Below are 24,947 nucleotides of genomic sequence, written 5' to 3'. Positions count from 1 at the left end.
CACGAAAGGCCGCACTCACCATGGACTGGCTCATAGCCCTCGCCGAGTTCCTCGTCGACGAGGTCCTCAGCCAACCCGCCTACCTCATCGGCATCATCACCGCCGTCGGACTGCTCGCGCTGAAGAAGACGGCCGGCCAGATCGCCGGCGGAGCCGTCAAAGCCACCCTCGGCCTGCTCCTGGTCAGCGCGGGCGCCGGCCTCGTCACCGCCGCGCTGGACCCCCTCGGCAAGATGATCCAGGGCGCCACCGGCGCACACGGCGTGATCCCCACCAACGAGGCCATCGCCGGCATGGCCCAGGACCGGTTCGGCGCACGCGTCGCCTGGCTGATGATCGCCGGTTTCCTCATCAGCCTGCTCCTGGCCCGCTTCACGCCGCTGCGCTATGTGTTCCTCACCGGCCACCACATGCTGTTCATGGCGACCATGCTCACCATCGTGATGGCCACCGCCGGGCAGTCCTCCCTCGCCGTCGTCCTCGGCGGCGGCGCCCTCCTCGGTGTCCTGCTGGTGGCGCTGCCCGCCTTCGCCCACCCCTGGACGAAGAAGGTGACCGGCAACGACAGCGTGGCCATCGGCCACTTCGGGACCGCCGGCTACATCCTCGCCGGCGCCACCGGCCAGCTCACCAGCAGGATCGGCAAGCGCAGCCGCAGCACCGAGGACATGCGCCTGCCCGAAGGCCTGCGCTTCCTGCGCGACTCCATGGTCGCCACCGCCCTCTCCATGGTGCTCGTCTACCTGGTGATGTCCCTGCTCTTCCTGGGCAAGGCCGGCCGTGACACCGCCTTCAAGGCCTTCGTCGCCACCACCGGGCACAGCGCCACGGGCATCGGCGACTACCTCATGCAATCCCTCATGCAGGGACTGCAGTTCGGCATCGCCGTCGCCGTCATCCTGTTCGGCGTGCGCACCATCCTGGGCGAACTCGTGCCCGCTTTCCAGGGCATCGCGCGGCGGATCGTCCCCGGAGCCAAGCCCGCCCTGGACGCACCCATCGTGTTCCCCTACGCCCAGAACGCCGTCCTCATCGGCTTCGTCTTCAGCTTCCTCGGCGGGCTCGCCGGTCTGGCCGTCCTCATCTGGTGGCTCAACCCCGCCTTCGGCCTCGCCCTCGTACTGCCGGGCCTGGTCCCCCACTTCTTCACCGGTGGAGCGGCCGGCGTCTACGGCAACGCCACCGGCGGCCGCCGCGGCGCCATCGCGGGATCCTTCCTCAACGGACTGCTCATCACCTTCCTCCCCGCTCTCCTCCTCGAGGTCCTCGGCTCCTTCGGCAACGCCAACACCACATTCGGCGACGCCGACTTCGGCTGGATCGGAGCCCTCCTCGGCAACGTCGCCAAGCTCGGCGGCACGGCCGGACTCCTCGGGATGCTCGCCGTCGGAGCGGCGATCCTCGCCGCCGCCTGGGCCGTGCAGACCCGGGTGGTGGACACGGGCTGGTCCCCCGGCCCGGCACCGGCGGGGCCGGCTGCCCCCGCCGAGGTCACCGGTGCGCAAGCCCTCCCCCACCAGCGCACCCACGCCAGGATCGCGCCGCCCGCCGGCGCACCGACCCCACCGCCGCCGATGCGGGCCGACACGTAGCCCGGCGCCGGGCCCGCACACCACCGGCCCCCGCCGCCGCGGGAGGGCGCCCGAAGCCGGTGCACCGGAAGTACCGGGGAAGACCGAAGCCGGCCAGGGCGCCCTCGGACAGATCGTGCCAGGACCGATCCGCGCGATACGGGGAGTCCTTCCCCTGGGCCGGCTTCGGGGACCGGCCGGAGCGCCCGTGGGCACGTCCGCTCCCGGGCCTCGATCACGTGGCGAAGACCCGCGGGGGGTATGCCCGATCGGGATCGCGCGCGTCCGGGGACGCGCGGTGGAAGACTGCGGGATTTCACCCGTTCGGCCCCCGGCCCGCAGGTGCGGGAAGCGCGGTGGAGCCTGCGCGTCAGGCGCATTCCAGCACGTCACGGCTGCAAGGAGGAGAACCGGACGTCGAAACTGCGACGGTCCCGCGGATGCACCTGTGCCCCTTGCGCCGGAAACTGGTTGTCGCTGCCGCGATGGCCCCGACTGCCGCACGAGAAAAGGCTTCTGCGAACGCCCAGGGCCGTCGGACCTCCCCGTCCTCTCCTCACCGGGGCCGGTCACGTCCCGTGGGCGAGTGAACGGAGGAAGCGATGAACGGACCGATCGAGGCACGGTCGTCCCGGCGCGGGAGCCCGGACGCTCCGACGGGCCGGCTGGGTGCCGCTGTCGTGGGACTGGGCGGTCGCCACCACCACCGTGGCCGGGGTGGAGCTGCTCAGACTCGGCATCTGCGGCCAGGACGGCCTTCCGCCGGCGTCATGCACGGACCTGGTGCCCTAACGAGGAACTGGTCTTCGGCGGCTGGGACGTGTCGGCCGACGACCTGGCCAAGGCCGCTCACCTGCACCGCGTCATGGAACCGGCCCAGATCGAGGCCGCCGCTCCCCGGCTCCAGCACCTGCCGCCGTGGCCGGCGGTGGCGGACCAGGCCTACTGCCGCGCGGTGACCGGCGCCAACGTCGTACCGTTCGACAGCCCGCGCGAGCGCACCGAGCGCATCCGGGAGGACCTGCGGCGCTTCAAGGGCGGGCAGGGCCTGGACGAGGTGGTCGTGGTCAACCTCGCCTCGACCGAGCGCCTGCCCGACCCGGCGTCGCCCGCCCTTGCCTCGCCCGAGGCGTTCGAGGCGGCGCTGGACACGGGTGAGGAGGCGATCACGCCCGCCATGCTCTACGCCTACGCGGCCCTGCGGGAAGGCATGCCGTACGTGAACTTCACGCCCAGCTGCGGGGCCGACGTGCCGGCGCTGATACGCCTGGCGGAGCAGGAAGGCGTACCCGTCGCCGGCAAGGACGGCAAGACCGGGCAGACCGTGGTCAAGACGGTGCTCGCCCCGGCTCTGCGTTCGCGGGCGCTGCGGGTGGAGGGCTGGTACTCCACCAACCTGCTGGGCAACCGCGACGGCCGGGCACTGGAGGATCCCGACTCGCTGGCGGAGCCCGCCGTGGACCAGTCCTGCCGCTTCCGCCGCGAACCCCACCTGCTGTGAACGGGACCGTACCGGGCGGCCGTACCGCGGTCGCCGTCAGCCCGCACCTGGACGACGCGGTCTTCTCCGCCGGAGGCGTCCTGGCGCTGCTGTCATGGACGGGCTGGCGGGTCCGGGTCGTCACCTGCTTCACCGCCTCGGCCGACGAGCCCTGCCCCTTCGCGCTGTCCACCCAGCTCGACAAGGGGCTGCCCGCCGACGTGGACTACATGGCCCTGCGCCGCGCCGAGGACGCAGCCGCCCAGCGGAGGCTGGGCGTGCTCCCCCGGTCCATCTCCCGCTGCCCGAGGCCCCGCACCGCGGGCACCGCAACCCGCCGGAGCTCTTCACGCCTCCCCGCCCCGACGACACGGCGGGGGCGGAGCTGCAGCGGCTGCTCCGCCCCCATCTGGAACCGGCGGACCTGGTCCTCGCCCCTCAGGCGATCGGCGCCCACGTCGACCACCTGCTCACCGCCCGCGCGGTGGCCGCCGCACCGCCCTCACGGACCGGCTGGTGGCGCGACGTGCCCCATGTCGCCCGCACCCCACCGTCCGGTACCCAACCCCTGGGCGACATGTTCGGGGGGGACGAGTGAAGTGACCGTCGACATCGGCGCCGTCCTGGCGGACAAGACCGCCGCGGCACAGTGCTACACGACCCAGCTCGGCTTCCAGTTCGGCGGTCCCGGGCGAACCGGCAGGGCCCTGTCCTCCACGGCCCGTTCCGAAGCCGTCCGCGCGGGGGCGTCCTGCCTCTACGGCGAGTCGCTGCGGGTCGGGCACGCGGCCCGTCGCATGCTCGCCGAACTGACCGACGGGCAGCGCGCCGAGTTCGTCGAACAGGGCAACGCCTCCACGCCGACGGGCCGAGGAGGCACCGTGCAGGAGTGATCGAGAGGCTGCGCAGTCGCACCGCCCCTCGATCGTTCCTGCAGGGTTCGAGGATGTGCGCAGCAGGGGAAGCGCCGCCTCCATGACGCGCACGGTCCCCACCGCGTCGGTGTCGAGGACCCGCGGAGCCGTGGGACCGTCGGTGGCTCCGTCCCCCAGGATGCCCGTCTTGTGAACCAGGACGTCGAGCTGCACGAACGGACGTTCAGGCCGCGAAGTCCGCCCGGTGGTCCTCGACCCACTCCGCGAAGGTGCGTGCCGGGCGGCCGGTGATCTTTTCGACCGTGGACGTGATCTCGGGTCGGGAACCGACCATCGCCGCGAAGGACTCCAGCACGGACCGCACCATCTGCCGCGGTATCTCCGGGAAGAAGTCCGCTGCCGCCTCCTCCGCGGGCACATCGACGTAGGTCAGGTCCCGGCCGAGCACCCGTCCTATGACCGCGACCTGCCCCGCGTTCGTCACCGCCTCGGGTCCGGTGAGCCGGTGGACGGCGCCCTCGTGGCCCGCGTCGAGCAAGGAACGCTCGGCCACCGCGGCGATGTCGTCCTCGTGGATCGGCGCGGTGACGGCGCCCGCGAAAGGACCGCGCACGGTGTCGCCCCCGCGGATCTGCGGGGCCCACTGCAAGGCGTTGACGGAAAGCGCGTTGGGACGCAGGAAGGTCCACTGCAGGCCGCTGTCCCGGACCAGTCGCTCGGCCCGTGCGTGCCATATGTGGATCGGGTGGGTCTCGTCGGCGCCCTCCTGGATGATTCCCGAGGAGAGCATGACCACGTGTCGTACGCCGGCGGCGCGGGCCCTGTCGAGCACGGTGTCCGTGCGGTCGCCGGTGGCCTGCACGTGCAGGAAGAGCTTCGACGCTCCTTCGAACAGTCCGGCTGACTCGAGGCGCGTCACTTCCACGCCCGGGGGAAGCGCGGCCCGCTCCACATCGCGGCTCACCGCCCGCACGGACTGCCCTTCGGCGACGAGCCGCCCGACGAGGGCACGGCCGACGTTCCCGGTGGCACCGGTCACTACGATCACTGGGCCTCCCTTTCGACCTCGGGTCGATCATCCCTGGCCGTTTCGACCCTAGAAAGGATGATCAACTCGCCGCATCGGCGGAGAGGACCAACCACACCTGCGTCCCGGGTCCTACGACTTTGCCGTCCCCATGGGAAGTCGTGACCGCGGGGGCGGGGAATTGAACCGCCCGGTCCGGAACGCCCCGGTCGGCGGCACGGCGGCAGCGGGTCATGGCACCGGCGGTGCCGGCGAGGGCGAGAAGTGCCCGGCCCTGCGTTCGCGGCGGCGGCCGCACCGCCGGCCGGCCGCGTCACCGGCCTGTCCGGGCAACACGCCCAAGGGCCTCCGCCCGCTGTGACACGGCTGCGACGGAGGAGTGGCTTCCGTCACAGACGGTCCGGTGCGGTGCTGATGAGGTGGCCGCATGCGTACCGCCCCCCCCCTCGTCCTTCGGACCTCGCCCCCGCGCGGACGGGAGTGACGGGCGTGCTGGTGGGTCTGGTGGGTCTGGGTCTTTCCGCGGTCTGTGCCGTCGGCGCGCTCATCGCCGCGGCGGGGGTCGTCGCGATGGCGTTCCCCGGCCGCCCCGAGCCCTGGGTGGTGCACCTGCTGCGCCGTGCGGCGAAGACGGCTGCGTGGGCGGCCGCGGCCGTCTACTCCCTGGGATTCTTCGCCGTTGTGGTGTCGGAGGAGGAGTTCGGCGACGGCGCGGACTCGGTTCCTGCTCCGGCCTGCCGCGACGGCTTCGACGCGGAGACGAAACAGGGCCTCTCCCACCACCGGTCCTCGTACCTGCCCCTCCGCTTCGACTGCGTCCGCGACGACGGCACCGTCTACTCCAGTGATCCCGGCTACGTGTGGATGAACTGGGCGACCGCGTCCCTCGCCCTGGCCGCCGTCCTGCTCGTCATCGGCGCGGGCCACGCGACCAAGGTCCGTGCCCGGAAGACCGCGGTGGTGTCATGACGCTGCTCCCGGTCTTCGTCGGGCTCGTGGTCTGCTGGGTCGCGCTGCGCGGACTGCTGGCGCATCCGCTGCTGCCGCTGTGGGTGCGGACCGCGGTGTTCTGGTCGGTTCCGCTCGGCGCCGTCACCTGGGCCGTGATCATGACGGCGGACGACCCCTTCCTGTTCCCGGAGACCGCCCCCTGCCCCAGGGAGCCGATGCGGAAGGGCGTTCTCGGGAGCGGGGAGGTCTCGGCGGTCTCCACTCCGTTTCCGCCACGGGCCTACTGTCGGTGGGAGGACGGCACCGTCTACGACCTCGCGCCCGTGGCCGGGTTCGTGTTCTGGGTCTTCTTCGCCATGACGGTCGTACCGCTCGCGGCGGGACTGTGGTACGCCCTGCGGGATCCGGAGTCGCTCCTGCGCCAGGGCCCGGGTGATGGGGTGGCCGGTCTTCGGGTTCTGCCCCGGCCGGGGCAGAACCCGGTGGGACGTCGAGTGTGACGCGTGGGCAACTCGTTGACCAGCGGTGGAAGTCCGTCGATCCCTGCCTGCCGATCGGCGGGTCCGGTCCGTACCCCGAGCGGCTGCGGGAACGGTTCGAAGGAGTGATCGGGCGGTTCCGGTCCGGCGCCCTCCGGCGGGAGACGCCCCGTGGGTCCGGTCCCCGGCCGACGGTCTGCGGCCGCTTCCAGTTCCGGCGGGACGCCGGCGTCCTCCGCGCGCTGCCGGAAGGCCCGCTCGCCGAGGGCGCCCGCCAGGGGGAAGGCCGGCCGGTCGCCGGCCGGCGTGGACTCCACGACCGCTCGCGCCCCCACCCATTCGTGGTGTCGCGGGCTTCCGGGACGCGTCGTCAGCCGAGCCTGCGGCAGTACAGCGCGTCCGGGGTCCGTGACGAGCCGATGCGGCCGGTGCAGGCGATGCCCGCCGCGTACTCGTCGTCCGCGCACTGGCCCTTGTGGTGGCCGTGCGCGAAGTCGCCGCCTTTCGGGAGCGAGCCCCGGTTGTCGCTCCGGTCGAACCAGACCGTACGGCCGCTCGCGCCGACGATCTCACCGGGCGAGGCCCGTACGCACAGGGCGGCTGAGACGGCGGCGCCGCGCACGCTGTAGCCGGTGAGGAAAGAGCCCTCGGGACACTGGAGCTTGGTGTATCCGGACGCCCAGTCACCGCCCGGCTTCACGTGCCGCTCGTCCTTGACCACCTCGTGTCCGCCGAGGGGGTCCCACCGGGGCCCGGCGGCCGCGTCGGAGCACAGGCCCCGGTTGCCGGTGTGGCTGAGGCCGAGAAGACGCTGCCCGTCGGGGCAGACAGCCTTGCGTGCGCCCGGGTCCCAGTCGGGGAGCGCGCGGGTGCGCCGCGAGGCGACGAAGTCGGTGTGGTCGGGGCTGAGCATCGACCAGCGGGCCGCGGGGTCCACGCCGCCCGTTCGGCCGGTGGCCTCGACGAGCCGGGTCCATGCCCCGGCCCGCCAGTCGTCGCCGTCGTGGAGACCCATGCGGTGGCCTGCGGCATCCCAGTGCAGCAGCGCCCAGCCGTTGCCCCTGCGGTTCTCGTGCCAGCCGACGAGCGGCCAGTACGCGAAGTCGGCGTCCGTGCGGATGAGATGGTCGACGAAGTTCTCGAACCAGGCACGCTGTCCGGCGCCCGTCTCCTCACGGCCGCCGACGCCGAACTCGCTGATCCAGAGGGGGGCGGTGAAGTGCCGGTCCTGCTCGGCGGTGAGGTAGAAGGCCTGGCGGTTCAGTACGTCGATCAGTTCGGCAGGGGGCAGGTCCTGGTAGCGGGGGTCGCTGGTCTCGCCGATGCCGGTGGCGCCGCTGTGGTGCGGGCCGGTGTAGCCGTAGAAGTGAGCGGAGTACACGAGTTTGCCCGAGTCGACGAGGGTGTGCGAGAGATGACGTACCGGTTCCAGGGTGGGGCGCCCGTGCGCGAACCCGTCGACGGGAATGCCGGTCCAGTTGATGCCCTCGACGACGATGAGGAGGTCGGGGTTGGCCTCCGTCAGGATGCGGTCACCGACGCGCTGGGAAGCGGTGAACCAGTCATGGTCGTCACCGGCGCCCCAGTTGGGGTCGTCCCAGGTGTCGCGGCGGACCTCGTTGTAGAGGTCGGCGCCCACGACGCGCTTGTCGTCCCGGTAGCGGCGGGCCATGAACAGCCAGTCGTTCTCCCAGGCCTCGGTGGACCGGCTCGCGTTCCAGCGCTCGTTGCCGTCGACGCCGCAGCACCAACGGGTGGTGTTGGTGTGGTTGTTGAGGATCACGGCGAAGCCGGAGCCGGTGAGTTCACGGACGACGGCGTCGTAGACCTGGAGCGGGGTCATTGCGCGCAGCGCGGGGTTGGCGGCGACGGCATCGTCCGTGACGGAGCGGGTGTCGTGGATCATCTCGTTGGAGAAGGGCAGCCGGATGCTGTTGATCCCGATCTCCCGGAAACCGGCGATGATCTCGGCCATCGGAGCGCGATCGAGGCCGAGCGGTATCCGGCCGGAGTTCTCCCCCGCGTGGTGGTTGGCATCCTCGTCCGCGCTGCCGGTGCCGTTCCAGGTGCCACTGGCTCCGTGCCAGTTGCCGGACCGCAGCTTGAACCGGTCCCCGTCCGCGTCGACGATCCAGCGGCCCCGCGTGCTGAGCGGCGCCGTCCAGTCCGCGGCGGCAGGGTCGGCGTCCGCGGCGGAAGGGCCGGGTCCCTGGGGGGCCGCGGCTGCGGGAACGGGCGCCAAGGGCACCAGCAGGAGGACGGCAGCCAGAACTGCCTTGCCCAGGGAGCCGCGCACGGTCACCGTCCCGGTCGTCATCGCAGGGAAAACATTGTCATGACAGCGTCATGATGCGGCATGGGGCTCATCGGGTCCAGGCTCGGGACCGACACCGGCGACGAGGAGCAGCACGGGCGGACACGGGATCGACGGCCCCTTCGCGTCCGCGCGGGAAAAGTTCGCCGTGACCTGCCACACGCGATCGGGTCGTGCGGCCCTCCGCCTCAGCGAACCCGGGCGCGGGGCGGAGCCCGCACTGGTCCGCAGGCCCGCCGTCCGCTTCCTCACCCTGGCGGAAAACCGTTGGGCGCTTCCACAGCAGGGGGAATCATGAAGCATGCGCCCAGGAGACTGGTATCTCACCGAAGACGTCGACGACTTTTCCGCCCGAGCCGGAGACTTCCTGCGCTCCCGGCCCGGTCCGCACGTCATGCAGCTGACGTGGGCCGAGCGGGTGCGAACGCGTGGAGCGCACGGGTTCGGCACCGAAGCCCCCGTCTTCGGCGTGCTGGAGCGAGCGGGCGAGGTCCACGCCACCTTCTACCGCCTCCCGCCCCGCGCTCTGGGCCTCTCCCCGCTCTCGCCCGAGCAGGCCGACTCCCTCGCCGTCCGCCTGGCCGCCCTCGGGCACTCCCTCTCCCGCGTCAGCGCGGACCACAGCACCGCCACCGCTTTCGCCGAGGCCTGGCAGCGGCACACCGGGGCCGCACCGAGACTCCGCGACACGCGGCTCCGTCTGTACCGCCTCGGCACGCTCACCCCACCGGAACCGCTGCCGGCGGGCCGGGGACGCCTCCTGGGCGAGCAGGACCTCGAACAAGTCATTTTCTGGTGCGGCGAGTTCGCCAAGGCCGTCGGGGAAGCCGTCTCCGTGGACGCCGGCTCCTGGGCAAGCACGCGCTTCGCCGACAAGCGCTACATGTTCTGGGAGACGCCCGACGGCACACCCGTCTCCATCGCGGGCATGAACCCCATGATCGGCGGCCAGATCCAGGTGGACATCGTCTACACCCCTGCCCACCTGCGAGGCCGTGGCTACGCGGGCGCCGTGACGGCGGAAGTGAGCCGGGCCGCACTGGACGCGGGCGCGAGGGACGTCGTGCTGTTCGCGGACCTGTCCAACCCCACCAGCAACGCCCTCTACCAGCGCCTCGGCTATCGCACACTCACCGACTGGGCCGTGTACGACTTCTCGTACGCCGCACCGGAAGCCGGTTGAGAACCGGCGAAGCCGCGGCGCACGACAGCAGCGGCAATCTCCGACGTGTCCCGGCTCTCGTCGACGCCGGGGTCAGCGCACGGGGGCGGGGAAATCCGCCGCGATGCGCGCGACGGACTCTCCGACCGCCTCCAGCGCGGCCGTTCGTTCCTGGTCGGTCATGCGGGCCGGTCCGTAGGTGATCACCGGGTCGAGGACCTGGAAGCCGACGAACTCCAGCATCCCGCGGTGGATGTGGAACAGGAAGTCGTCCATCGGGCCGAAGGCGCCACCGGGCCGGAACGACTCACTGGGCCCGCCGGTCGTGAACAGCAGCATCGCTCGTTTCCCGGCGAGCGCCGCGTCGCCGAAGAGCCCGTGGTCCCCGCCGAAGACCGCTCCCATCACGAAGACCCGGTCCACCCATCCCTTGAGGACGGCGGGCAGCGAGAACCACCACATCGGGAACGACAGCACGAGCAGATCAGCGGCGAGCAGTCGGTCGAGATGGGCCCTGACGGCCGCGTCGAGCGTCCCCGCCTCGACCGCGCGCATCTGCTCGGCCTGCGGCTTGAACGGGCCGTCCACCGGTGCGAACTCCTCACGGGCGAGGACCGGGGCCCATCCCTCGGCGTAGAGGTCGAGGACGTCCACCCGGTACCCGGCCTCGCGCAGGGTCTGAGCCGCGGTGGTCATCTGGGCGGTGCTGAACGAGCGGGGCTCGGGGTGAGCGTGAACGATCAGGGCGGTGGGCGCAGCATCGAAGGTCGACATGGGGAAATCATATCGACGTATTGCGATGCGTCAATCAGAGGTGGCGCCGATCAGGGCTGCCCTGGGTCTTGAACACCTCGACCAGATCAACCGCCGGACCAGCTCCTGGGATCACCACGATCCCGAGGGGCGTCCCCCCTGCTCCCCGGCGCCGGGGGGCGCCCCTCGGGGTCCCCCAGCAGTCCCCGCTTTTGGCGGACCCACGGAAAGCGAGGAGGTCAGCGGGCGGGCGGGGCGAACTCGGGCTGGTCGAGCAGGCGCAGCCAGCTCCCGTCGGGCTGGCGCCGGACAACTTGCGCCCGGGCGCCGGCCCCGTCCTTCGGCGGGGTCGAGGTCAGGGCGATGTCACCGCTGACCAGCGTCGGCAGCGGTTGTTCCGGCTCGAAGCGGGGGCGGTCGGCCAGCACCTTCTCCCACAGCGCACGGATCGCCTCCCGCCCCACCGTCAGCTCGCCGGGAGGGTAGGCCATCACCGCCTCCTCCTCGTAGAGCGCGGCGACGCCGGCCGCGTCACCGGCATTGGACCGCTCGACGAACAGGCGGGTGAGGTCCTCGGGCCGCATGGCCTTCTCGTACTCCGGCATGGGGTTCCTCCTGGCATCGGACTTCGACGCCTCCCAGCATGGTTGCCCACCGATCAGAAGTCCAACAGATGGATTTGCTGGGAGCTAGAATTTTCAGTCATGGAACTCAGGCAGCTGGAATACTTCGTCGCGGTCGCCGAAGAGCAGAACTTCACCAGGGCGGCCGAGCGAGTGCGCATCAGCCAGTCCGGCGTCAGCGCCCAGATCCGCCAGCTGGAGCGGGAACTCGGTACCGAGCTGTTCGACCGGTCGGCGCGCACCGTCACGCTCACGGTTGCCGGGAAGGCCGCGCTCCGGCACGCGCGCGCCGCACTCGCCGCAGCCGGGGCGGTCGGCCAGGCGGTGGGCGAGGTGACCGACATGATCCGGGGCCGGCTCACGGTCGGCATGGTCATCGGCTGCACCCTCACCCCGCTTTTCGACGCCCTCGCCGCGTTCCACCGGGCGCATCCCGGTGTCGAGATCTCGCTGCTGGAGGACAGCTCCGACCGGCTCGTCGAAAGGGTGCGCGCCGGCGCCGTCGACCTGGCCCTCGTCGGGACCGCGCCCGCCGCCCCCGAGGGACTGGACGCGCTGACGATCGTCAGCGAGCGGCTCGTCGCGGCAGTCCCGGCCGGGCACCCCTTGGCGCGACAGCGGCGGGTCACTCTGCGGGACCTGACCGCCCACCCCATCGTGTGCATGCCACCCGGCACCGGTCTGCGCACGGTGTTCGACCGCGCCTGCGCCGCACAGAGCCTCCACCCCCCGATCGCGCTGCAAGCCAGTGCCGCGGACGCCATCGCCGACCTCGCCGCCCGCGGGCTCGGCGTCGCCGTCCTCAGCACCTCGATGGCCGCGAGTTACCGCGACCGGCTCACCGCCCGCACCATCGACGACATCGAGACACCGGCACTGCTCGCTCTGGTCTGGAAGAGCACGCACAACCCCTCGGTGCGCGAGTTGCTCGCGCACAGCCGGCGAGCGTTCGCCAAGCCCGGCCCCACTCAGGGGTGACGTCCCAAGAGCCGCTCGGGGGGTGTGCCGGGACTCGCCTGGGCCGTGCCCGCAAAAACCGGCCGGCAGCCTCACTGCGAGCCCGCCGGCGGGTCCTGCCTCCCACCGTGCTCGCGACCGGCCCCGGCGACCGCGCTCGAGGCGTCCTCCCCGTCGCCGCCGACCGCAGACCGGCATATGCCAATACGATCCAGCGGCCTGGAATTGGCTGAAAACCAACTATCGAGACCACACTCATGTACTCGAAGTGATGAATCGACATCGCGAGTTGACGGCAGGAAGGGTCACAGAAAGAGACCTAACGGGACATCCGGAAGAGAAGCCGTGCCGCTCCGGGTGGCTCATTCCCCTACCACGGCTCCCTGTTCCTGCAGCACGTTCACGACGAAATCGCCTGCTCGGCAGAGTGTGCCCCCAGAGTGATCGAAGCACTCGACCGGGTGACTAGCATGAGCCAGTGTCCGGGGCCCGGACGATCATGTCGGGTTGACGTCCTCCTCCCGACGTACGGCCGTCGTAAGCCGGTCGACCCGTACCTCTCCCGCTCAAGACCGAGGATCCGCGGAATGTCAGAGCCTGCACCGGCCATGCCACATCGGTCAGCCACAGCGCAGCACGCCTCGCCGGCCGTCCCTCTGGCCGTGCTGCTGGTGAGCACCGCAGCCGCGGGCGCGGCGATCGCGGCCGCGCCCGCCACCGCCCGCGCCTGGACGGCTATTTCGGCCCTGGTGGTCTGGGTCTTCCTGGCGGTCACCGTCGTGGTCAGCACCGTGCTGACCCGGCGCGCCCGTCGCTCCGCCGCCGCGCGAGGTGCCGAAGTCGCCGACCTGAGAAGGCAGTTGACGCACCACACGGCCGAGGCCTCGCATCTGGTGAACGTCACCCTGCCCGCCGTCGCGAAGCGGCTGCGGGACGGGGAGAGCGCGAACGCCGCCGTGGGGAAGGCGGTTCCGCCTTCCGACCCCCAACTGCGCCAGATCGTGCACACCTTCGCCGCCGAGCTGGAGCAGGTCGTGCAGTACGCCGCCGCCCTGGACACCGAGCGCAACAGCATCCGGCAGGACATGGCGCAGGGCAGGGAGGAACTGGAGCGGCTGACGTCGGAGACACTGCCCGCCGCGGTGACCAGGCTGCGGGAGGGCCAGTCCGCCGACACCGTCCTCGCCGAGCTGGAACTGCCGCGGCTCCCCCTGCTGCGCCTGCCGGCCGAATCGTTCATCCGCGAACTCGCGCACAGCGAACGGCGGGCCGCCGCCGCGCAGGCCGCCTCGGCCAAGGCCCTCAGCCGCGTCCAGGCCAAGGCCGTCAGCATGCTCGCCGACCTGCGGGAGATGCAGGAGCGGCACGGCGAGGAGGTCTTCGGCGACCTGCTGAAGCTGGACCACAGCACCTCCCAGCTGGGCCTGATGGCCGACCGCCTGGCCCTCCTCATGGGCGGCCGCTCCAGCCGCGCCTGGAACAAGCCGATCGTCATGGAGAGCATCCTGCGCGGCGCGGTCGGCCGGATCGCGGCCTACCAGCGGGTCCGGCTGCACTGCTCCACGAACGCCGCGGTCTCCGGCTTCGCCGCCGAAGGCGTCATGCACCTGCTCGCCGAGCTGATGGACAACGCCGCCAACTTCTCGCCACCGATCGACGAAGTGCACGTCTACGTCGAGGAGCGCAGCGCCGGACTGGTCGTCACGATCGAGGACAGCGGCCTGAAGATGGCCGACGCGGCCATGCGGCGCGCCGAGGAGGCGGTGGCCGGACGCGTCATGGACCTCGCCTCGCTCCAGGGCACCCGGCTCGGACTGGCCGTGGTCGGACGCCTGGCCGTCAAGTACGGCATCAGCGTCAACTACCGGCCCTCGTCGCGCGGCGGCACCGGCGTCGTCGTCCTGCTGCCCCCGCAACTCCTCGCCCAGAAGCGCGAGCCCGCGCCGCGCGAGACCCCGCGCCGCCCCTCCGCCGCCGCGCCCACGCCCGGGCCCGCCCCCGTGACGCGACCCGAAGCGCCCGACCCGGCCGCACGGCCGATCGCCGCGCCGCGTCCCGCCGCCCCGGCCGCTCCCCCCGAGCAGGACACCCACCGGCGTACCGCGGACGCCACACCCAACGGCCTGCCGGTGCGCGCCCCCGGCCGCACCATGGCCGAGGCCGAGCGGGAGCGTCAGCACCGCAGGGCGACGGCCGAGGGCCCCGCACGCGACGAGGCGCACCGCCCGGCGGCGGCGCGGGACGCGGGCGCGCGCTTCGGCGCCTTCCACCGCGGACGTCACTCCGGCGGCGACACCGCGTCCGCAACCGGCGCCGAAGCCGAGCCGCCGGCCACCGACTAGGTCTCCGACCCTCCCGTACGGCGCCCGGGGCTTCGGCGCCCCCACCCCCGCTTGAATTCGTCAGATTGGAGGAACGGGCCGGACACCCGGGCATCCGGACACCACGGCCCACCACCCACCATGCAGACCACCGACAACAGCCTCACCTGGCTCCTGCAGGGCCTTCTGGAGCGCACCCCCGGCACCCGGCACGCTCTCGTCCTGTCCCGGGACGGCCTGAAGCTCTGCTGGACCGAACACCTCACGCTCGATCAGGCTGACCAGTTGGCGGCGATCTGCTCGGGCATGCAGGCCCTCGCCCAGGGCGCCTCCGTCGAGTTCGGCGACGGCAGCGGCGGCGTCCGCCACTCCATGACCGAGTTCCACGGCGGCCTGCTGTTCATCGTGGAGGCCGGCCAGGGCGCGCACCTGGCGGTCCTCGCCGAGGAGAACGCCGACCCCGGCGTCGTCGGCCACCAGATGACCGAGCTGGTCGAGCAGATCGGCGAACATCTGCGGGCCGAACCCCGCCAGGGCGTCCAGGGGAGCGCCTCCTCGTGATGCGCAGGCCCGTGGACACCGGTGACCCCGACCGGCTCTACACGGTCACCGGCGGACGCAGCCGGGCGGACGACGCGTTCGACCTCGTCACGCTGGTGGTGGCCGAGAGCGAGCCCGGGGTCGGCATGCAGTCGGAGCACGTGCGGATCCTGGAGCTGTGCCGGCACCCGACGGCCGTCGTGGAGATCGCCGCGGAGCTGAAGCTGCCCATCACGGTGGTGCGCATCCTCCTCGGCGACCTCCTCGCCACGGGCCGCATCACCGCCCGCCATCCGCGCGCCGCCCGGTCCGCCGCCTCGCTCCCCGATTCCGCCCTTCTCAAGGAGGTGCTCCATGGGCTCCGCAACCTCTGAGCTGCCCGCCCAGCGCACACCCCTGTCCGACGCCGCCGAGACCGGCCTGAAGATCGTCATCGTGGGCGGATTCGGCGTCGGCAAGACGACACTTGTCCGCTCCGTCAGCGAGATCCGGCCGCTCAACACCGAAGAGGTGATGACGCAGGCGGGTGTCGGCGTCGACGAGACGAACCGGGTGGCCGCGAAGACCACCACGACCGTGGCGTTCGACTTCGGCCGGATCAGCCTCAACGACCGCATGGTGCTGTACCTGTTCGGCGCCCCGGGCCAGGAACGCTTCTGGTTCCTGTGGGACCGGCTCTTCTCCGGCACCCTCGGCGCGGTCGTCCTGGTCGACACCCGGCGCATGGACGACTCCTGGTACGCGATCGACCGGCTGGAGCACCACCGGACGCCGTTCGTCGTGGCCGTCAACCGGTTCGACGACGACCCCCGCAGGCACTCCCTGGAGGAGATCCGCCAGGCGCTGTCCCTGCCCGCCCACGTGCCGCTGGTCGACTGCGACGCCCGGGTCAGGTCGTCGGGCAAGGACGTACTGATCACCCTCGTGGACCACCTCTACGAAATGGCCATGGCCCAGGAGACGACACCGTGACCGACACCGCATCCCCTTCCCCGCACGCGGCCCCACCGGGCTGCCCCGCCCATGCGGGCGCGGTGCGCCTGACCGGTCTGGAGTACCAGCAGACGCCGTCGCAGCTCTACCGCGAACTGCGCCGCCAGCACGGCCCGGTGGCGCCGGTCCTGCTGGACGGGGACATTCCCGCCTGGCTGGTCCTCGGCTACTCCGAGGTCACCTACGTGACCCGGCACGACGAGCTGTTCGCGCGCGACTCGCGGCGCTGGAACCAGTGGGAGAACATCCCCGCGGACTGGCCGCTGCTGCCGTTCGTCGGCTACCAGCCGTCGGTGCTGTTCACCGAGGGCGAGGAGCACCGGCGGCGGGCCGGAGTCATCACGCAGGCGCTGGAGGGCGTCGACCAGTTCGAACTGGCCCGCGAGTGCCAGCAGATCGCCGACCGGCTCATCGCCTCCTTCGCGGGCAGCGGCCAGGCCGAGCTGATGAGCGCCTACGCGCACGCCCTGCCGATGCGCGCGGCGGTCCAGATGTGCGGCATGCCGCACACCGGCACGGACACCCAGCAGCTCGTGGAGGACCTGCGCATCTCCCTCGACGCGGCCGAGGGGGACGACCCGGTGGCCGCCTACACGCGGGTGGGGGAACGGATCCAGCAGCTGGTGAAGGAGAAGCGGGAGCGGCCCGGCCCGGACGTCACCTCGCGCATGCTGACGCATCCGGCCGGGCTGACCGACGAGGAGGTCGTGCAGGACCTGATCTCCGTCATCGCCGCGGCGCAGCAGCCCACGGCGAACTGGATCTGCAACACGCTCCGGCTGCTGCTCACCGACGAGCGCTTCGCCCTGAACGTGTCGGGCGGCCGGCTGAGCGTCGGCGAGGCGCTCAACGAGGTGCTCTGGCTCGACACGCCGACGCAGAACTTCATCGGCCGCTGGGCGGTGCGCGACACCCAGCTCGGCGGGCGGCAGATCCGGGCGGGCGACTGCCTGGTGCTGGGGCTCGCCGCGGCCAACACCGATCCGCTGATCTGGCCCGAGGCGCACGTCGGGGCGGAGAACTCCGCGCACCTGTCGTTCAGCAACGGGGAGCACCGCTGCCCCTACCCGGCCCCGCTGCTGGCCGACGTCATCGCCCGTACGGCGGTCGAGACGCTGCTGGAGCGGCTGCCCGACCTGGTGCTCGCGGTGGACCCGGAGGAGCTGACCTGGCGCCCGTCCATCTGGATGCGCGGTCTGACGGCGCTGCCGGTGCAGTTCACGCCGGTCGTGCAGTAGCACGACCGGCCCGGTGGGCCGGGTCGGCCGGCGAGCGTCCGGCCCGGCCGGCCGTCAGCGCGCGACCGGGGTGAACCGCACCGGCAGGGACTGCGGCCCCCGGGTGAAGACGCCCTGCTCCACGGGGTCGAAGCCGTCGGCGAGCCGCACGTCGGGCATGGCGTCGAGGAGCTGGCCGACGCCGATCTCCACCTCGGCCTTGGCGAGCAGGGCCCCGACGCAGAAGTGCCGGCCGAGCGCGAACGCGAGGTGGTCGGCGGCGGCGGAGAAGGCGGTGGTCGTGGTCAGGTCGTCGCGGAAGATGTCGAACCGGTCCGGCTCCCGGTAGCGCTCCGGGTCCCGGTTGGCGGCGCCGATCAGGCAGGTGACGGTCGCGCCGGCCGGGATGGTGCCACCGCTGAGCGTGACCTCGGTGGCCGACTGACGCATGATCATGTGGACGGGCGGCGTGTAGCGCAGCGTCTCGGCGAAGGCCCGGGCGATCAGACCGCGGTCCTCCCGCACGGCCGCGAGCTGCTCGGGGTGCAGCAGGAGGTTCGCGAAGATGCTGGCGATGGCCTTGTCGGTGGTCTCCCCGCCCGCGGCGAGCAGCAGACTGCAGAACGCCTTGATGTCCTCGTCGCTCATCCGCACCCCGTCGACCTCGGCGGCGCACAGCGTGGACAGCAGGTCGTCACCGAGGTTCTCGCGGCGTTCCCGGATGATCGGGAACATGTACTCGGCGAACTCCACCCGGGTGCGCTCCCCGGCCGCGGTCACCTCGGGGTCGCCCGAGAGGTTGCCGAGGAAGGCGATGACGGACGTGTACCAGCGGTGGAACCGGGCGTGGTCGGCCTTGTCCAGGCCCAGCATGTCGGCGATCACGTTGACCGGGAAGCGGGTCGCGTAGTCGGCCACCAGGTCGGCGGACCCGGTGTGCCGGAAGGCGTCGATCAGTTCCCGGGAGTTGTGCTCGATGACGGGCAGGAACTTCTCCTGCAGGTCGCTGCCGCGGAAGGCCGGGGCGACCAGCGCCCGCCGCACGGCGTGCTCGCGCCCGCTGAGCTGGAGGATCGTCTTGCCGTGTACGGGCTCGATCTGCCAGTCGTAGTTGTCGGTGGTGAACTCGTTCTTCTTGTCCTTGAAGACCCTCTCCACGTCCTCGTAGCGGGAGATGACGTAGCTCTGGGTGGCCTCGTGCCAGAAGAGGGGCGCGCTCTCGCGCATCGCGCGGTAGGCCGGGTAGGGATCTGCCGCGAATTCGGGCGAGAGGATGTCGGGGACCTGCTGCGCGGTGGACATGGGGCTCCCTCAGGTCAAGGAACGTGCTTGCCACACAAGATTATTGATCATCAGTAGGCTGGAACAGAGCGGTCCGACCTACTGGCACTTTTCGGACAAGGGCTGGCCGAAAACAGTGCCTGGCTGCCCGGGCGGAAGCTGTTAGCAGCCGCCGCCCCGGAGGGGCCGCCCGGGTCCGCCAGGACGAGCGCGCCGTCCGCGAGCGCGCGGCGGGGCAGCGGGGAAAGGTGACCGGCCGGCCCTTCGGAGCGTCGCAGTCGAGGAGGCCGGCAGCCGGTGCCTGCCGGGCACGGCTTGACCAGCCCCGGCATGTTCCTATGTCAGGACGTCCACCATCTTGCGGAACCAGTCGGACATGGAGATTCCGTCGGCGCGCGGATCGTAGCTGGCCAGGCCCTCCTCGAGCCACAGGGCCGCGAGTTCCTCCTCGGAGATCCCCGAGTCGATCAGATCCTGCAGCGCTTCGCGCAAGGCACTGACGGTCTTTTCGTCATGGACTTCCCGGTAATCCACCAACGCCTGGATCGGCGAGTCGTATTCGAGGTCGTAGTCCTGGTGGAAGTAGGCCTGAGCAAGGCAGGTGATTTCTTTGGAAAGCATCAGATGTCCGGTTCGAAGGGGGCCGGCTCCGTGAGGAGCCGGCCCCAGGCCATGGTCACTCAGTCGTCGTTCGCTTCGATGAATGCCGAGTCGATACCGAGCGCCTCGATGTCCCGACGCACCCGGGCCACATAGTCACGGATGGATCCGAGCAGTTCCGGCCAGCTCACCGGACGACTCCAGGAATCCGGGGTCTGAACGGAGCCCAGGCGCCATCCGGCCTCGGTCGCGTGAATGCGAACAGTTCCCTTCTCATCATAGCTCATGGATTCCCATTCGAAGTTTTCACGCTTCTCCTCGGGCTGTGCAGCCCACCGGGAGAGGTCGCGAGCCAACTCTGCGACGGGAAAGAGATCTTCCTGGAACACCGGGCCGTCGGCGTCCACGACGGACAAGTTCGCCTCGATGTTCACCAGCAGCTCTGCGCGGCTGGTACCACGGAGATCCTGCGTGGTGAGATGGTCGTACCGAAATTCCATCGCATCTCCTAGATATTCACCGGGAAGCAATTGAAGACCTTCCCTTCGTCGTTGACCATAATCCTGATTCCGGTTTGCCCCTTGGTCCCGACGGGGCGGCCCATGTCCACGACGACCTTGAACGAACCGTCGCCGTTCGGGAGGAACGTCGCATCGGACTTCTTAAGCCCTTCGGCGACCCAGCCCTGGACCTCGGTGACGGAGGTGGAATCGAACTTGGCGGCCCTGCCCCATCCTCCCGGAATGTTGAGATGCTTGTTCTTGACGAAAATTTCGGCTGGATTCTCGGCCGCCTTGAACGCGAGTTTCGAGGCTTCCGCGATGCGGCTGACCCGCGAGGCTTCGGCGGCCGCCTGAAGGGTGTTGTCGAGATTCTTCAGCGCCTTGAACCCCCCGATGGGGAGCACCATCGCGGCCATGCCGGCGCACTTGCCGAGCTTGGGGTCCTTGATGCAGTCCTTGGCTTCGTTCAAGCCGGTGACGCCCCACACGATCTCCTTCATCACGGGGTCGATCGGCGTCGGCGTGATGGGCTGGCCTGCCAGGGCACACGGCGGGAGACTGTCGCGGGTCGGGTGCAGGTAGCAGTGCGGCTTGCTCTCCCGCTCGGCCTTGCGCGCCTCTTCGGCCCGCTTGCGCGCCGCGGCCTCCTCGGCCTCGCGCAGTTCCACCACACGCTTCCAGGCCTGCGAAGCGGCCGTCTCGGCCTCGCCGGCGCTCTTGCCGGCGGCGATCGCATCGTCTCGCGCCTGGTCCGCGGCCTGCTTGGCCCGGGCTGCCGAGGTGTACGCGTACGTGGCCGAGAACTGCGCCTGAGCGGCGGACTCCGCTGCGGCGACGGCATCCTGCTCGGCCCGGTCGGCGGCTGCACGTGCGGTGGTCGCGGACTGCTTGGCCTTGGCCGCGCTCGCCTCGGCGTCGTCAGCTGCCTCATCGGCTTCGACGGCGTATCCAGCCGCCTGATCGGCGCTCTCCTGCGCTTCGGCTTCGGCTGCCTTGGCTTCCAGGACAGCCTGACGGGCTTCGGCTGCGGCCTTGGCGGCGAGCCAGCGGTTCTGCTGGGCCTTGGCGGCGATGATGCCGCCCTCAGCGATCAGGCGCTGGACCTGGGCGATGTGGGTGGAGGCGAGCTCGTCCTTGCGGTCGGCGATGTACTGACCGGCCTGGACGAACTGATGCAGCTGATTCGACGGCCCGGACAAAGCGATTTTGGCCGCGGCCTGGACCTCGGGCCCGCCGGTGTCGACCAACTGGCTGGCGATCACGCGCTCGTCGGCCGTACGAGCGGCGTACTGACCGTTGTTGAGGAAGGCGAGCAGGGCCTGTGCGCTGCCGTCGGCCAGCGCCTTCTCGGCGGCTTCCTTCACGCCAGGGCCGCCGCTGTTGTGGATCTGGGAGACCTTGACGCGGTAGTCGTCGAGGCCGGCCTCGTACTGACCTCTGACGTAGAAGTCGTGAATCTGCTGCTCGGTGCCCGTCAGCGCGGTCGCGGCAGCCGTGCGCACGGATGCGTAAGGGCTGGTGGAGGCAAGATGGGCCACCTGCTGGCGAATTTCAGCCTGCTCGGCCTCCTTCCAGCCGGTGCGGAGGTACTCCAAGACGTTTTCGTCGGTGCCGGCCAGCGCCTCGGCGGCGGCTTGTTGACGCCAGGAGCCGAAGTGCTTCATCGCACGCAGGGCGACGGCCCGGCCCTTGCGAGCGAGCGCGGCGGTGTCGACGTCGGGCTGGGCCGCCTCGGCCGCCAATGCCTTGGTGTCGTCGGCGATGGCCTGGCCCTCGACGACGGTGCCGGCTGCTTGGACGGTGAAGGTGTCGGCGACGGCCGTCCGGGACTTGGCGTCCTCGATGGCGGCCGCGGTGCGCGTGGCGAGGTCCTCAGCCTCGGTCTGACGCGCGATGTCGAAAGTCTTCTTGGCGGTGGCGACGGCTTCGGTGGCCGCTTCCGCCGCGATCCTGGCGGCCTCCGCCTGCTTGGTCGCCTCAGCCGCCGCGTCGGTGGCCTCCCCCGCGTGCAGTGCCGCCTCGTCCGCGGCGTCGGCTGCGTTCTTGGCATGGGTGGCTGCGGAGTCGGCCGCGTTTCGGGCCTCCATGGCGGCCGTGGCCGACTTGCGGGCCAGCGCTTCGGCGGCATCGGCGGCACGGTTGGCCTCGGCTGCATGGCGGCGCGTCTCAGCCGCGGCGGCCTGGGCCTGAGCCGAGGACGCCCCAGCGGCGGTGGCATAACCGGCAGCTTCATCGGCGGCATCGGCGGCGGCGTTCGCGTTGGCGCCGGCGCTCTTGGACGCCGCGGCTGCGGTGGCGGCGGCCAGCGAGGCTTTACTCGCCTGCTCGGCTGCCTTACCCGACTGGGTGGCCAGATCCGCCGCTGCTCGGGCTGTCCTGGCCGCGTTCCGCGCGTTCTCCGCCTGCGCGGAGTCCTTGCCCGCTGCAATAGCCGCGTTGTACGCACGCGTGGCCGCGTCCGCGGCCGCGGCTGCGGCGTTCGCGGTCTGTGCGGCGGCCAGCGCGGCGATACGCGCCGAACGGTTGGCGGCATTGGCTGCGCCGATCGCCGTCTGCGCGGCATCGGCGGCGGCACGGGCGGCGTCAGCGGCCTGCTTGGCCTTCACCGCCGCGCGAGTGGCGTCGTCCTTGGCCGCTTCGGTCTCCTGGGCGGCCTTCTGCGCCGCCTGCTTGGCCAGCTCTGACGCTGCGATGGCCTTTTCGGAAGCCTCCTGCGCGGCCTTGGTCGCGTCCTCCGCCTGCTTGCCGGCGCGCTTGGCCTGTTCCGTCAGCTGGGCAATGGTGGCGTGCTCCTGGTCGCGGTTGCGCGCGACGAACTGGCCCACCTCCAGGAACTCGACGATGTCGTCCGGGGTCCCTTGAAGGGCCAGCTTGGCGGCCGCCTTCACGTTCGGCCCACCGGTGTTGTAGATCTTCGAGACCTCGACCCGGTTGTCCGCCTCGCGAGCGGTGTACTGGCCCACTTCGAGGAACTGCTCGACATCGGCGGGCGTACCGTCGAGCGCCCGCCGGCCGGCCTCACGGACACCGGTACCGCCCAGGTTGATCACCCGTGAGGCCTCCACGCGCCGGTCCTGCTCGTGCGGCGCCTTCCAGCCGTCCTTCAAGAACGCGCGCAGTTCCTCGGGCGAGCCGGCGAGGGCCTTCTTGGCGGCCTCCCGTACGGCGGGCCCGCCACTGTTCAGGACACGGCTGGCGTCGACCTTGTCGTCCGCGAGCCGCAGAGCGGGCTCGGCGTCGATGAACCGCGCGATGTCCTCGTCGGAACCAAGGAGTGCTTGCTCCGCGGCCTCCCTGACTCCAGCGCCGCCCGACATCCAGAAGTCGACGGCCAGTTGGCGGTTGTCCGCCTGAACCGTGTCCTCGTCGCCGGCCGTGGCCGCGGCTGGGGGTGCTCCGAGCAGACCGGCCGCGATCGTGCCGGACAGCAGGAGCGCGCAGGCCCGAAGGGAAGCAATGCGCTCCCGTCGCCGCCCGGCACCGGGCTTGTGCCGCCTCCTCCACCACAGGCTGCGTATCTGGTCTTGCACCTGAGTGCTCCTCCACCGAAAAGTAAAATCCTGGCATCTCATGCCACTGCGCGACAAACACGCGTACGCCCGGTTTGCGAGTTCCACGGAGAACCGGGTACGACTGCGAAGCGGAGCGGCTTCGGCCGCCACATGACGTACGGGCGGGCCCATCACCCCGCAAGCAAGCGGCAGTTCAGCACCGTTCACGGGATTCTTACATGTGCTTTACTTCCGTCAAGCGGAGGGGGGATCCGCTCCCTCGTCATCTTTGGAGAAGGAAAAATGGCGATATCGCGTGCCCGCAGGGCACTTGCGATCGGGCTCTCGAGCGCGGCTGTGGCAGGCTTGGGAGCGCTGGCTCTGCTCACCTCAGGTCCGGCTTCCGCACGGCCTGCGCAGACGGTGACCGCCTCGGGGACCGCCACCGACATGCCTGTCGCGGTCGAGGACTTCGCCTACCCGGGCGCCGACCGGATCCTGACGGAACGGGGCATCACGCTCAAGCGCGGTGACGGCCGCATCATCCTGGTCAAGTGCAGCGAAGCCTGGAACATCAAGGTCGAGTCGCGCGTGGACAACGGCGGCTACTGCTTCCGTGCGACCGCGAAGACGGGCTTTCTCACCATGGAACTGCCCGACGCCTACGGCGTGTGGACCGAGGACCACCCTGTCAAGGCGACCCTGAGCGCCGAGGGCAAGGAAACCGTCATCTCCGTACCGGCCAACGAGTACCAGCCGGTGGGCGAGGCCGGCGACACCGGTCTGCGCTCCGTCCTCGTCGAACTGCGCGTCACCGGCTGAGCCGTCCACACGGACGCCGGACCGGTACCGACGTTTCCCGCACTTTCCGCGCGGCAGCCGCCTCGGCCGGCCTCTGACGCACCATCTCGCGATCCGCGGACTTGAACCACCAGGAAAACTCACGTGTCCAACAACCGCCCTCGCGCGGCGCTGACGAGCAGCATGCTCGCGGCCGCCGTCGCCGCCGGAGCGCTCACCGCAGCCCCGGCACAGGCCGTCACCGGCGCCGCCGCCGACGACGGAACATTCGCCTTCACCGCCCGCATCGCCATCGGCGACACCGAGCGGGCCTGCACCGGCGCGCTGATCGACCCCCAGTGGGTCATCACCGCGGCGAGCTGCTTCGCCGACGACCCCGGCCAGACCTCCACGGTCCGCGCGGGCAAGCCCGCCAAGAGCACCACCGCGACCATCGGCCGCACCGACCTGACCTCCACCGCCGGCCAGGTCCGCACCGTGGTCGAGCTGGCCCCGCGCAGCGACCGTGACGTGCTCCTGGCCCGGTTGAACAAGCCGGTCACCGGTATCGCCCCGGTCAAGGTCAGCACCGCCGGCCCGGCCACCGGCGAGTCGCTGACGGTGCCGGGCTACGGCCGCACCAGGACCGAGTGGGCACCGCTGAAGCTGCACGTCGGCACCTTCACCGTGGACGCCGTCACCTCCGACACGCTGCAGATGACCGGCCAGAACGGCTCGGCCGTGTGCGCCGGCGACACCGGCGGCCCCGCGCTGCGCGCCGGTGCCGGCGGCTACGAGCTGGTGTCCGTCAACAGCCGTTCCTGGCAGGGCGGCTGCTTCGGCCAGGACCCAGCCGAGACCCGCACCGGCGCCGAGAACGTCCGCCTGGACAACCTCGGCGGCTGGATCGACTCCGTCCTCGATGCCGCCCGCATCACGGACTTCAACTGCGACGGTGTGCGTGACACCGCGATCGCCGATCCGGACGCGGCCGTCGGCGGTGACGCGAAGGCGGGTCTGGTGCGGGTG

Annotated in this window: 22 protein-coding genes and 1 pseudogene; 15 read left to right on the top strand and 8 right to left on the bottom strand. The window is 71.1% G+C overall.

The features are described from left to right. Positions 1-20: 20 nt before the first annotated feature. Genes AB0L29_RS30110 through AB0L29_RS30100 form a run of 3 tightly spaced genes read left to right on the top strand, consistent with a single transcriptional unit; the run spans position 21 to position 3,944 of the window. The gene (locus AB0L29_RS30110) at positions 21-1,592 is read left to right on the top strand and encodes a PTS ascorbate transporter subunit IIC (RefSeq protein WP_365831537.1); all 1,572 of its coding nucleotides are present in this window, start codon (positions 21-23) and stop codon (positions 1,590-1,592) included. After that, positions 1,498-3,072, top strand: coding sequence for an inositol-3-phosphate synthase (locus tag AB0L29_RS30105; RefSeq protein WP_365831535.1), 1,575 nt, complete (start codon positions 1,498-1,500; stop codon positions 3,070-3,072). Before AB0L29_RS30110 ends, AB0L29_RS30105 begins: the two co-directional genes overlap by 95 nt. Next, positions 3,069-3,944, top strand: coding sequence for a PIG-L family deacetylase (locus AB0L29_RS30100; RefSeq protein WP_365831533.1), 876 nt, complete (start codon positions 3,069-3,071; stop codon positions 3,942-3,944). Before AB0L29_RS30105 ends, AB0L29_RS30100 begins: the two co-directional genes overlap by 4 nt. Before the next feature lie 205 nt (positions 3,945-4,149). Here the strand turns inward: AB0L29_RS30100 and AB0L29_RS30095 are convergent, their stop codons facing one another. Next, positions 4,150-4,974, bottom strand: coding sequence for an NAD(P)H-binding protein (locus AB0L29_RS30095; protein WP_365831531.1), 825 nt, complete (start codon positions 4,972-4,974; stop codon positions 4,150-4,152). Between the two features lie 468 nt (positions 4,975-5,442). Here AB0L29_RS30095 and AB0L29_RS30090 point away from each other — a divergent pair, with 468 nt between their 5' ends. From AB0L29_RS30090 to AB0L29_RS30080, 3 genes and pseudogenes are all read left to right on the top strand, one after another. Further along, entirely contained in the window at positions 5,443-5,922 is a 480-nt protein-coding gene (locus tag AB0L29_RS30090; protein ID WP_365831529.1) for a hypothetical protein, read from the top strand. Continuing rightward, the gene (locus AB0L29_RS30085; RefSeq protein ID WP_365831528.1) at positions 5,919-6,404 is read left to right on the top strand and encodes a hypothetical protein; all 486 of its coding nucleotides are present in this window, start codon (positions 5,919-5,921) and stop codon (positions 6,402-6,404) included. Before AB0L29_RS30090 ends, AB0L29_RS30085 begins: the two co-directional genes overlap by 4 nt. Then, a pseudogene (locus AB0L29_RS30080) lies at positions 6,401-6,710 on the top strand (hypothetical protein); the annotation flags it as partial. The gene AB0L29_RS30085 and the pseudogene AB0L29_RS30080, both read left to right, overlap by 4 nt. Before the next feature lie 43 nt (positions 6,711-6,753). On the opposite strand, the gene AB0L29_RS30075 reads toward AB0L29_RS30080, so the two are convergent. Further along, positions 6,754-8,700, bottom strand: coding sequence for a cellulase family glycosylhydrolase (locus AB0L29_RS30075; protein WP_365831526.1), 1,947 nt, complete (start codon positions 8,698-8,700; stop codon positions 6,754-6,756). Between the two features lie 298 nt (positions 8,701-8,998). Between AB0L29_RS30075 and AB0L29_RS30070 the strand changes: the two genes are divergently transcribed. Further along, positions 8,999-9,880: a GNAT family N-acetyltransferase gene (locus tag AB0L29_RS30070; protein WP_365831524.1), complete on the top strand. Its 882-nt coding sequence runs from the start codon at positions 8,999-9,001 to the stop codon at positions 9,878-9,880. A 72-nt stretch (positions 9,881-9,952) separates the two neighbouring features. On the opposite strand, the gene AB0L29_RS30065 is transcribed toward AB0L29_RS30070, so the two are convergent. Then, positions 9,953-10,633, bottom strand: coding sequence for an NAD(P)H-dependent oxidoreductase (locus AB0L29_RS30065; RefSeq protein ID WP_365831522.1), 681 nt, complete (start codon positions 10,631-10,633; stop codon positions 9,953-9,955). Positions 10,634-10,851: 218 nt separating this feature from the next. Continuing rightward, the gene (locus AB0L29_RS30060; protein WP_365831520.1) at positions 10,852-11,217 is read right to left on the bottom strand and encodes a nuclear transport factor 2 family protein; all 366 of its coding nucleotides are present in this window, start codon (positions 11,215-11,217) and stop codon (positions 10,852-10,854) included. A 99-nt stretch (positions 11,218-11,316) separates the two neighbouring features. Between AB0L29_RS30060 and AB0L29_RS30055 the strand changes: the two genes are divergently transcribed. The 6 genes from AB0L29_RS30055 (at position 11,317) to AB0L29_RS30030 (ending at position 17,284) form a co-directional block, all read left to right on the top strand. Further along, positions 11,317-12,213 carry a LysR family transcriptional regulator gene (locus AB0L29_RS30055; RefSeq protein ID WP_365831518.1) on the top strand — a complete coding sequence of 299 codons (897 nt, stop codon included), beginning with the start codon at positions 11,317-11,319 and terminating at the stop codon, positions 12,211-12,213. Between the two features lie 587 nt (positions 12,214-12,800). After that, positions 12,801-14,534, top strand: coding sequence for an ATP-binding protein (locus tag AB0L29_RS30050; protein WP_365831516.1), 1,734 nt, complete (start codon positions 12,801-12,803; stop codon positions 14,532-14,534). 120 nt (positions 14,535-14,654) lie between these two features. Continuing rightward, positions 14,655-15,074 carry a roadblock/LC7 domain-containing protein gene (locus tag AB0L29_RS30045; RefSeq protein ID WP_365831514.1) on the top strand — a complete coding sequence of 140 codons (420 nt, stop codon included), beginning with the start codon at positions 14,655-14,657 and terminating at the stop codon, positions 15,072-15,074. Next, on the top strand, positions 15,071-15,427 hold the full coding sequence (locus AB0L29_RS30040; RefSeq protein ID WP_365831512.1) for a DUF742 domain-containing protein: 357 nt from the start codon (positions 15,071-15,073) through the stop codon (positions 15,425-15,427). The genes AB0L29_RS30045 and AB0L29_RS30040 overlap by 4 nt, the downstream gene beginning before the upstream one ends. Then, positions 15,408-16,025: an ATP/GTP-binding protein gene (locus AB0L29_RS30035; RefSeq protein WP_365831510.1), complete on the top strand. Its 618-nt coding sequence runs from the start codon at positions 15,408-15,410 to the stop codon at positions 16,023-16,025. Before AB0L29_RS30040 ends, AB0L29_RS30035 begins: the two co-directional genes overlap by 20 nt. Continuing rightward, complete coding sequence (locus tag AB0L29_RS30030) at positions 16,022-17,284, top strand: cytochrome P450 (protein WP_365831508.1); 1,263 nt, start codon at positions 16,022-16,024, stop codon at positions 17,282-17,284. The genes AB0L29_RS30035 and AB0L29_RS30030 overlap by 4 nt, the downstream gene beginning before the upstream one ends. Before the next feature lie 54 nt (positions 17,285-17,338). Here AB0L29_RS30030 and AB0L29_RS30025 read toward each other — a convergent pair whose 3' ends face one another. From AB0L29_RS30025 to AB0L29_RS30010, 4 genes are all read right to left on the bottom strand, one after another. Further along, positions 17,339-18,565: a cytochrome P450 gene (locus AB0L29_RS30025; RefSeq protein ID WP_365831506.1), complete on the bottom strand. Its 1,227-nt coding sequence runs from the start codon at positions 18,563-18,565 to the stop codon at positions 17,339-17,341. Between the two features lie 315 nt (positions 18,566-18,880). Then, a complete protein-coding gene (locus AB0L29_RS30020; protein WP_365831504.1) occupies positions 18,881-19,165 on the bottom strand; it encodes a contact-dependent growth inhibition system immunity protein in 285 nt (94 codons plus the stop codon). A gap of 59 nt (positions 19,166-19,224) precedes the next feature. After that, the gene (locus AB0L29_RS30015; RefSeq protein WP_365831502.1) at positions 19,225-19,644 is read right to left on the bottom strand and encodes a hypothetical protein; all 420 of its coding nucleotides are present in this window, start codon (positions 19,642-19,644) and stop codon (positions 19,225-19,227) included. 8 nt (positions 19,645-19,652) lie between these two features. Next, on the bottom strand, positions 19,653-23,177 hold the full coding sequence (locus AB0L29_RS30010; protein ID WP_365831500.1) for an ALF repeat-containing protein: 3,525 nt from the start codon (positions 23,175-23,177) through the stop codon (positions 19,653-19,655). A 411-nt stretch (positions 23,178-23,588) separates the two neighbouring features. Between AB0L29_RS30010 and AB0L29_RS30005 the strand changes: the two genes are divergently transcribed. Both AB0L29_RS30005 and AB0L29_RS30000 read left to right on the top strand, forming a co-directional pair. Further along, positions 23,589-23,960, top strand: coding sequence for a hypothetical protein (locus AB0L29_RS30005; RefSeq protein ID WP_365831498.1), 372 nt, complete (start codon positions 23,589-23,591; stop codon positions 23,958-23,960). A 123-nt stretch (positions 23,961-24,083) separates the two neighbouring features. After that, a partial coding sequence (locus AB0L29_RS30000) for a S1 family peptidase (RefSeq protein ID WP_365831496.1) occupies positions 24,084-24,947 on the top strand: 864 nt, incomplete at its 3' end.

Source organism: Streptomyces sp. NPDC052701 (genome assembly GCF_040678355.1).
GTDB lineage: Bacteria > Actinomycetota > Actinomycetes > Streptomycetales > Streptomycetaceae > Streptomyces.
Note: the sequence above shows the minus strand (reverse complement) of the source record. Positions and strands in the feature narration are given on the sequence as shown.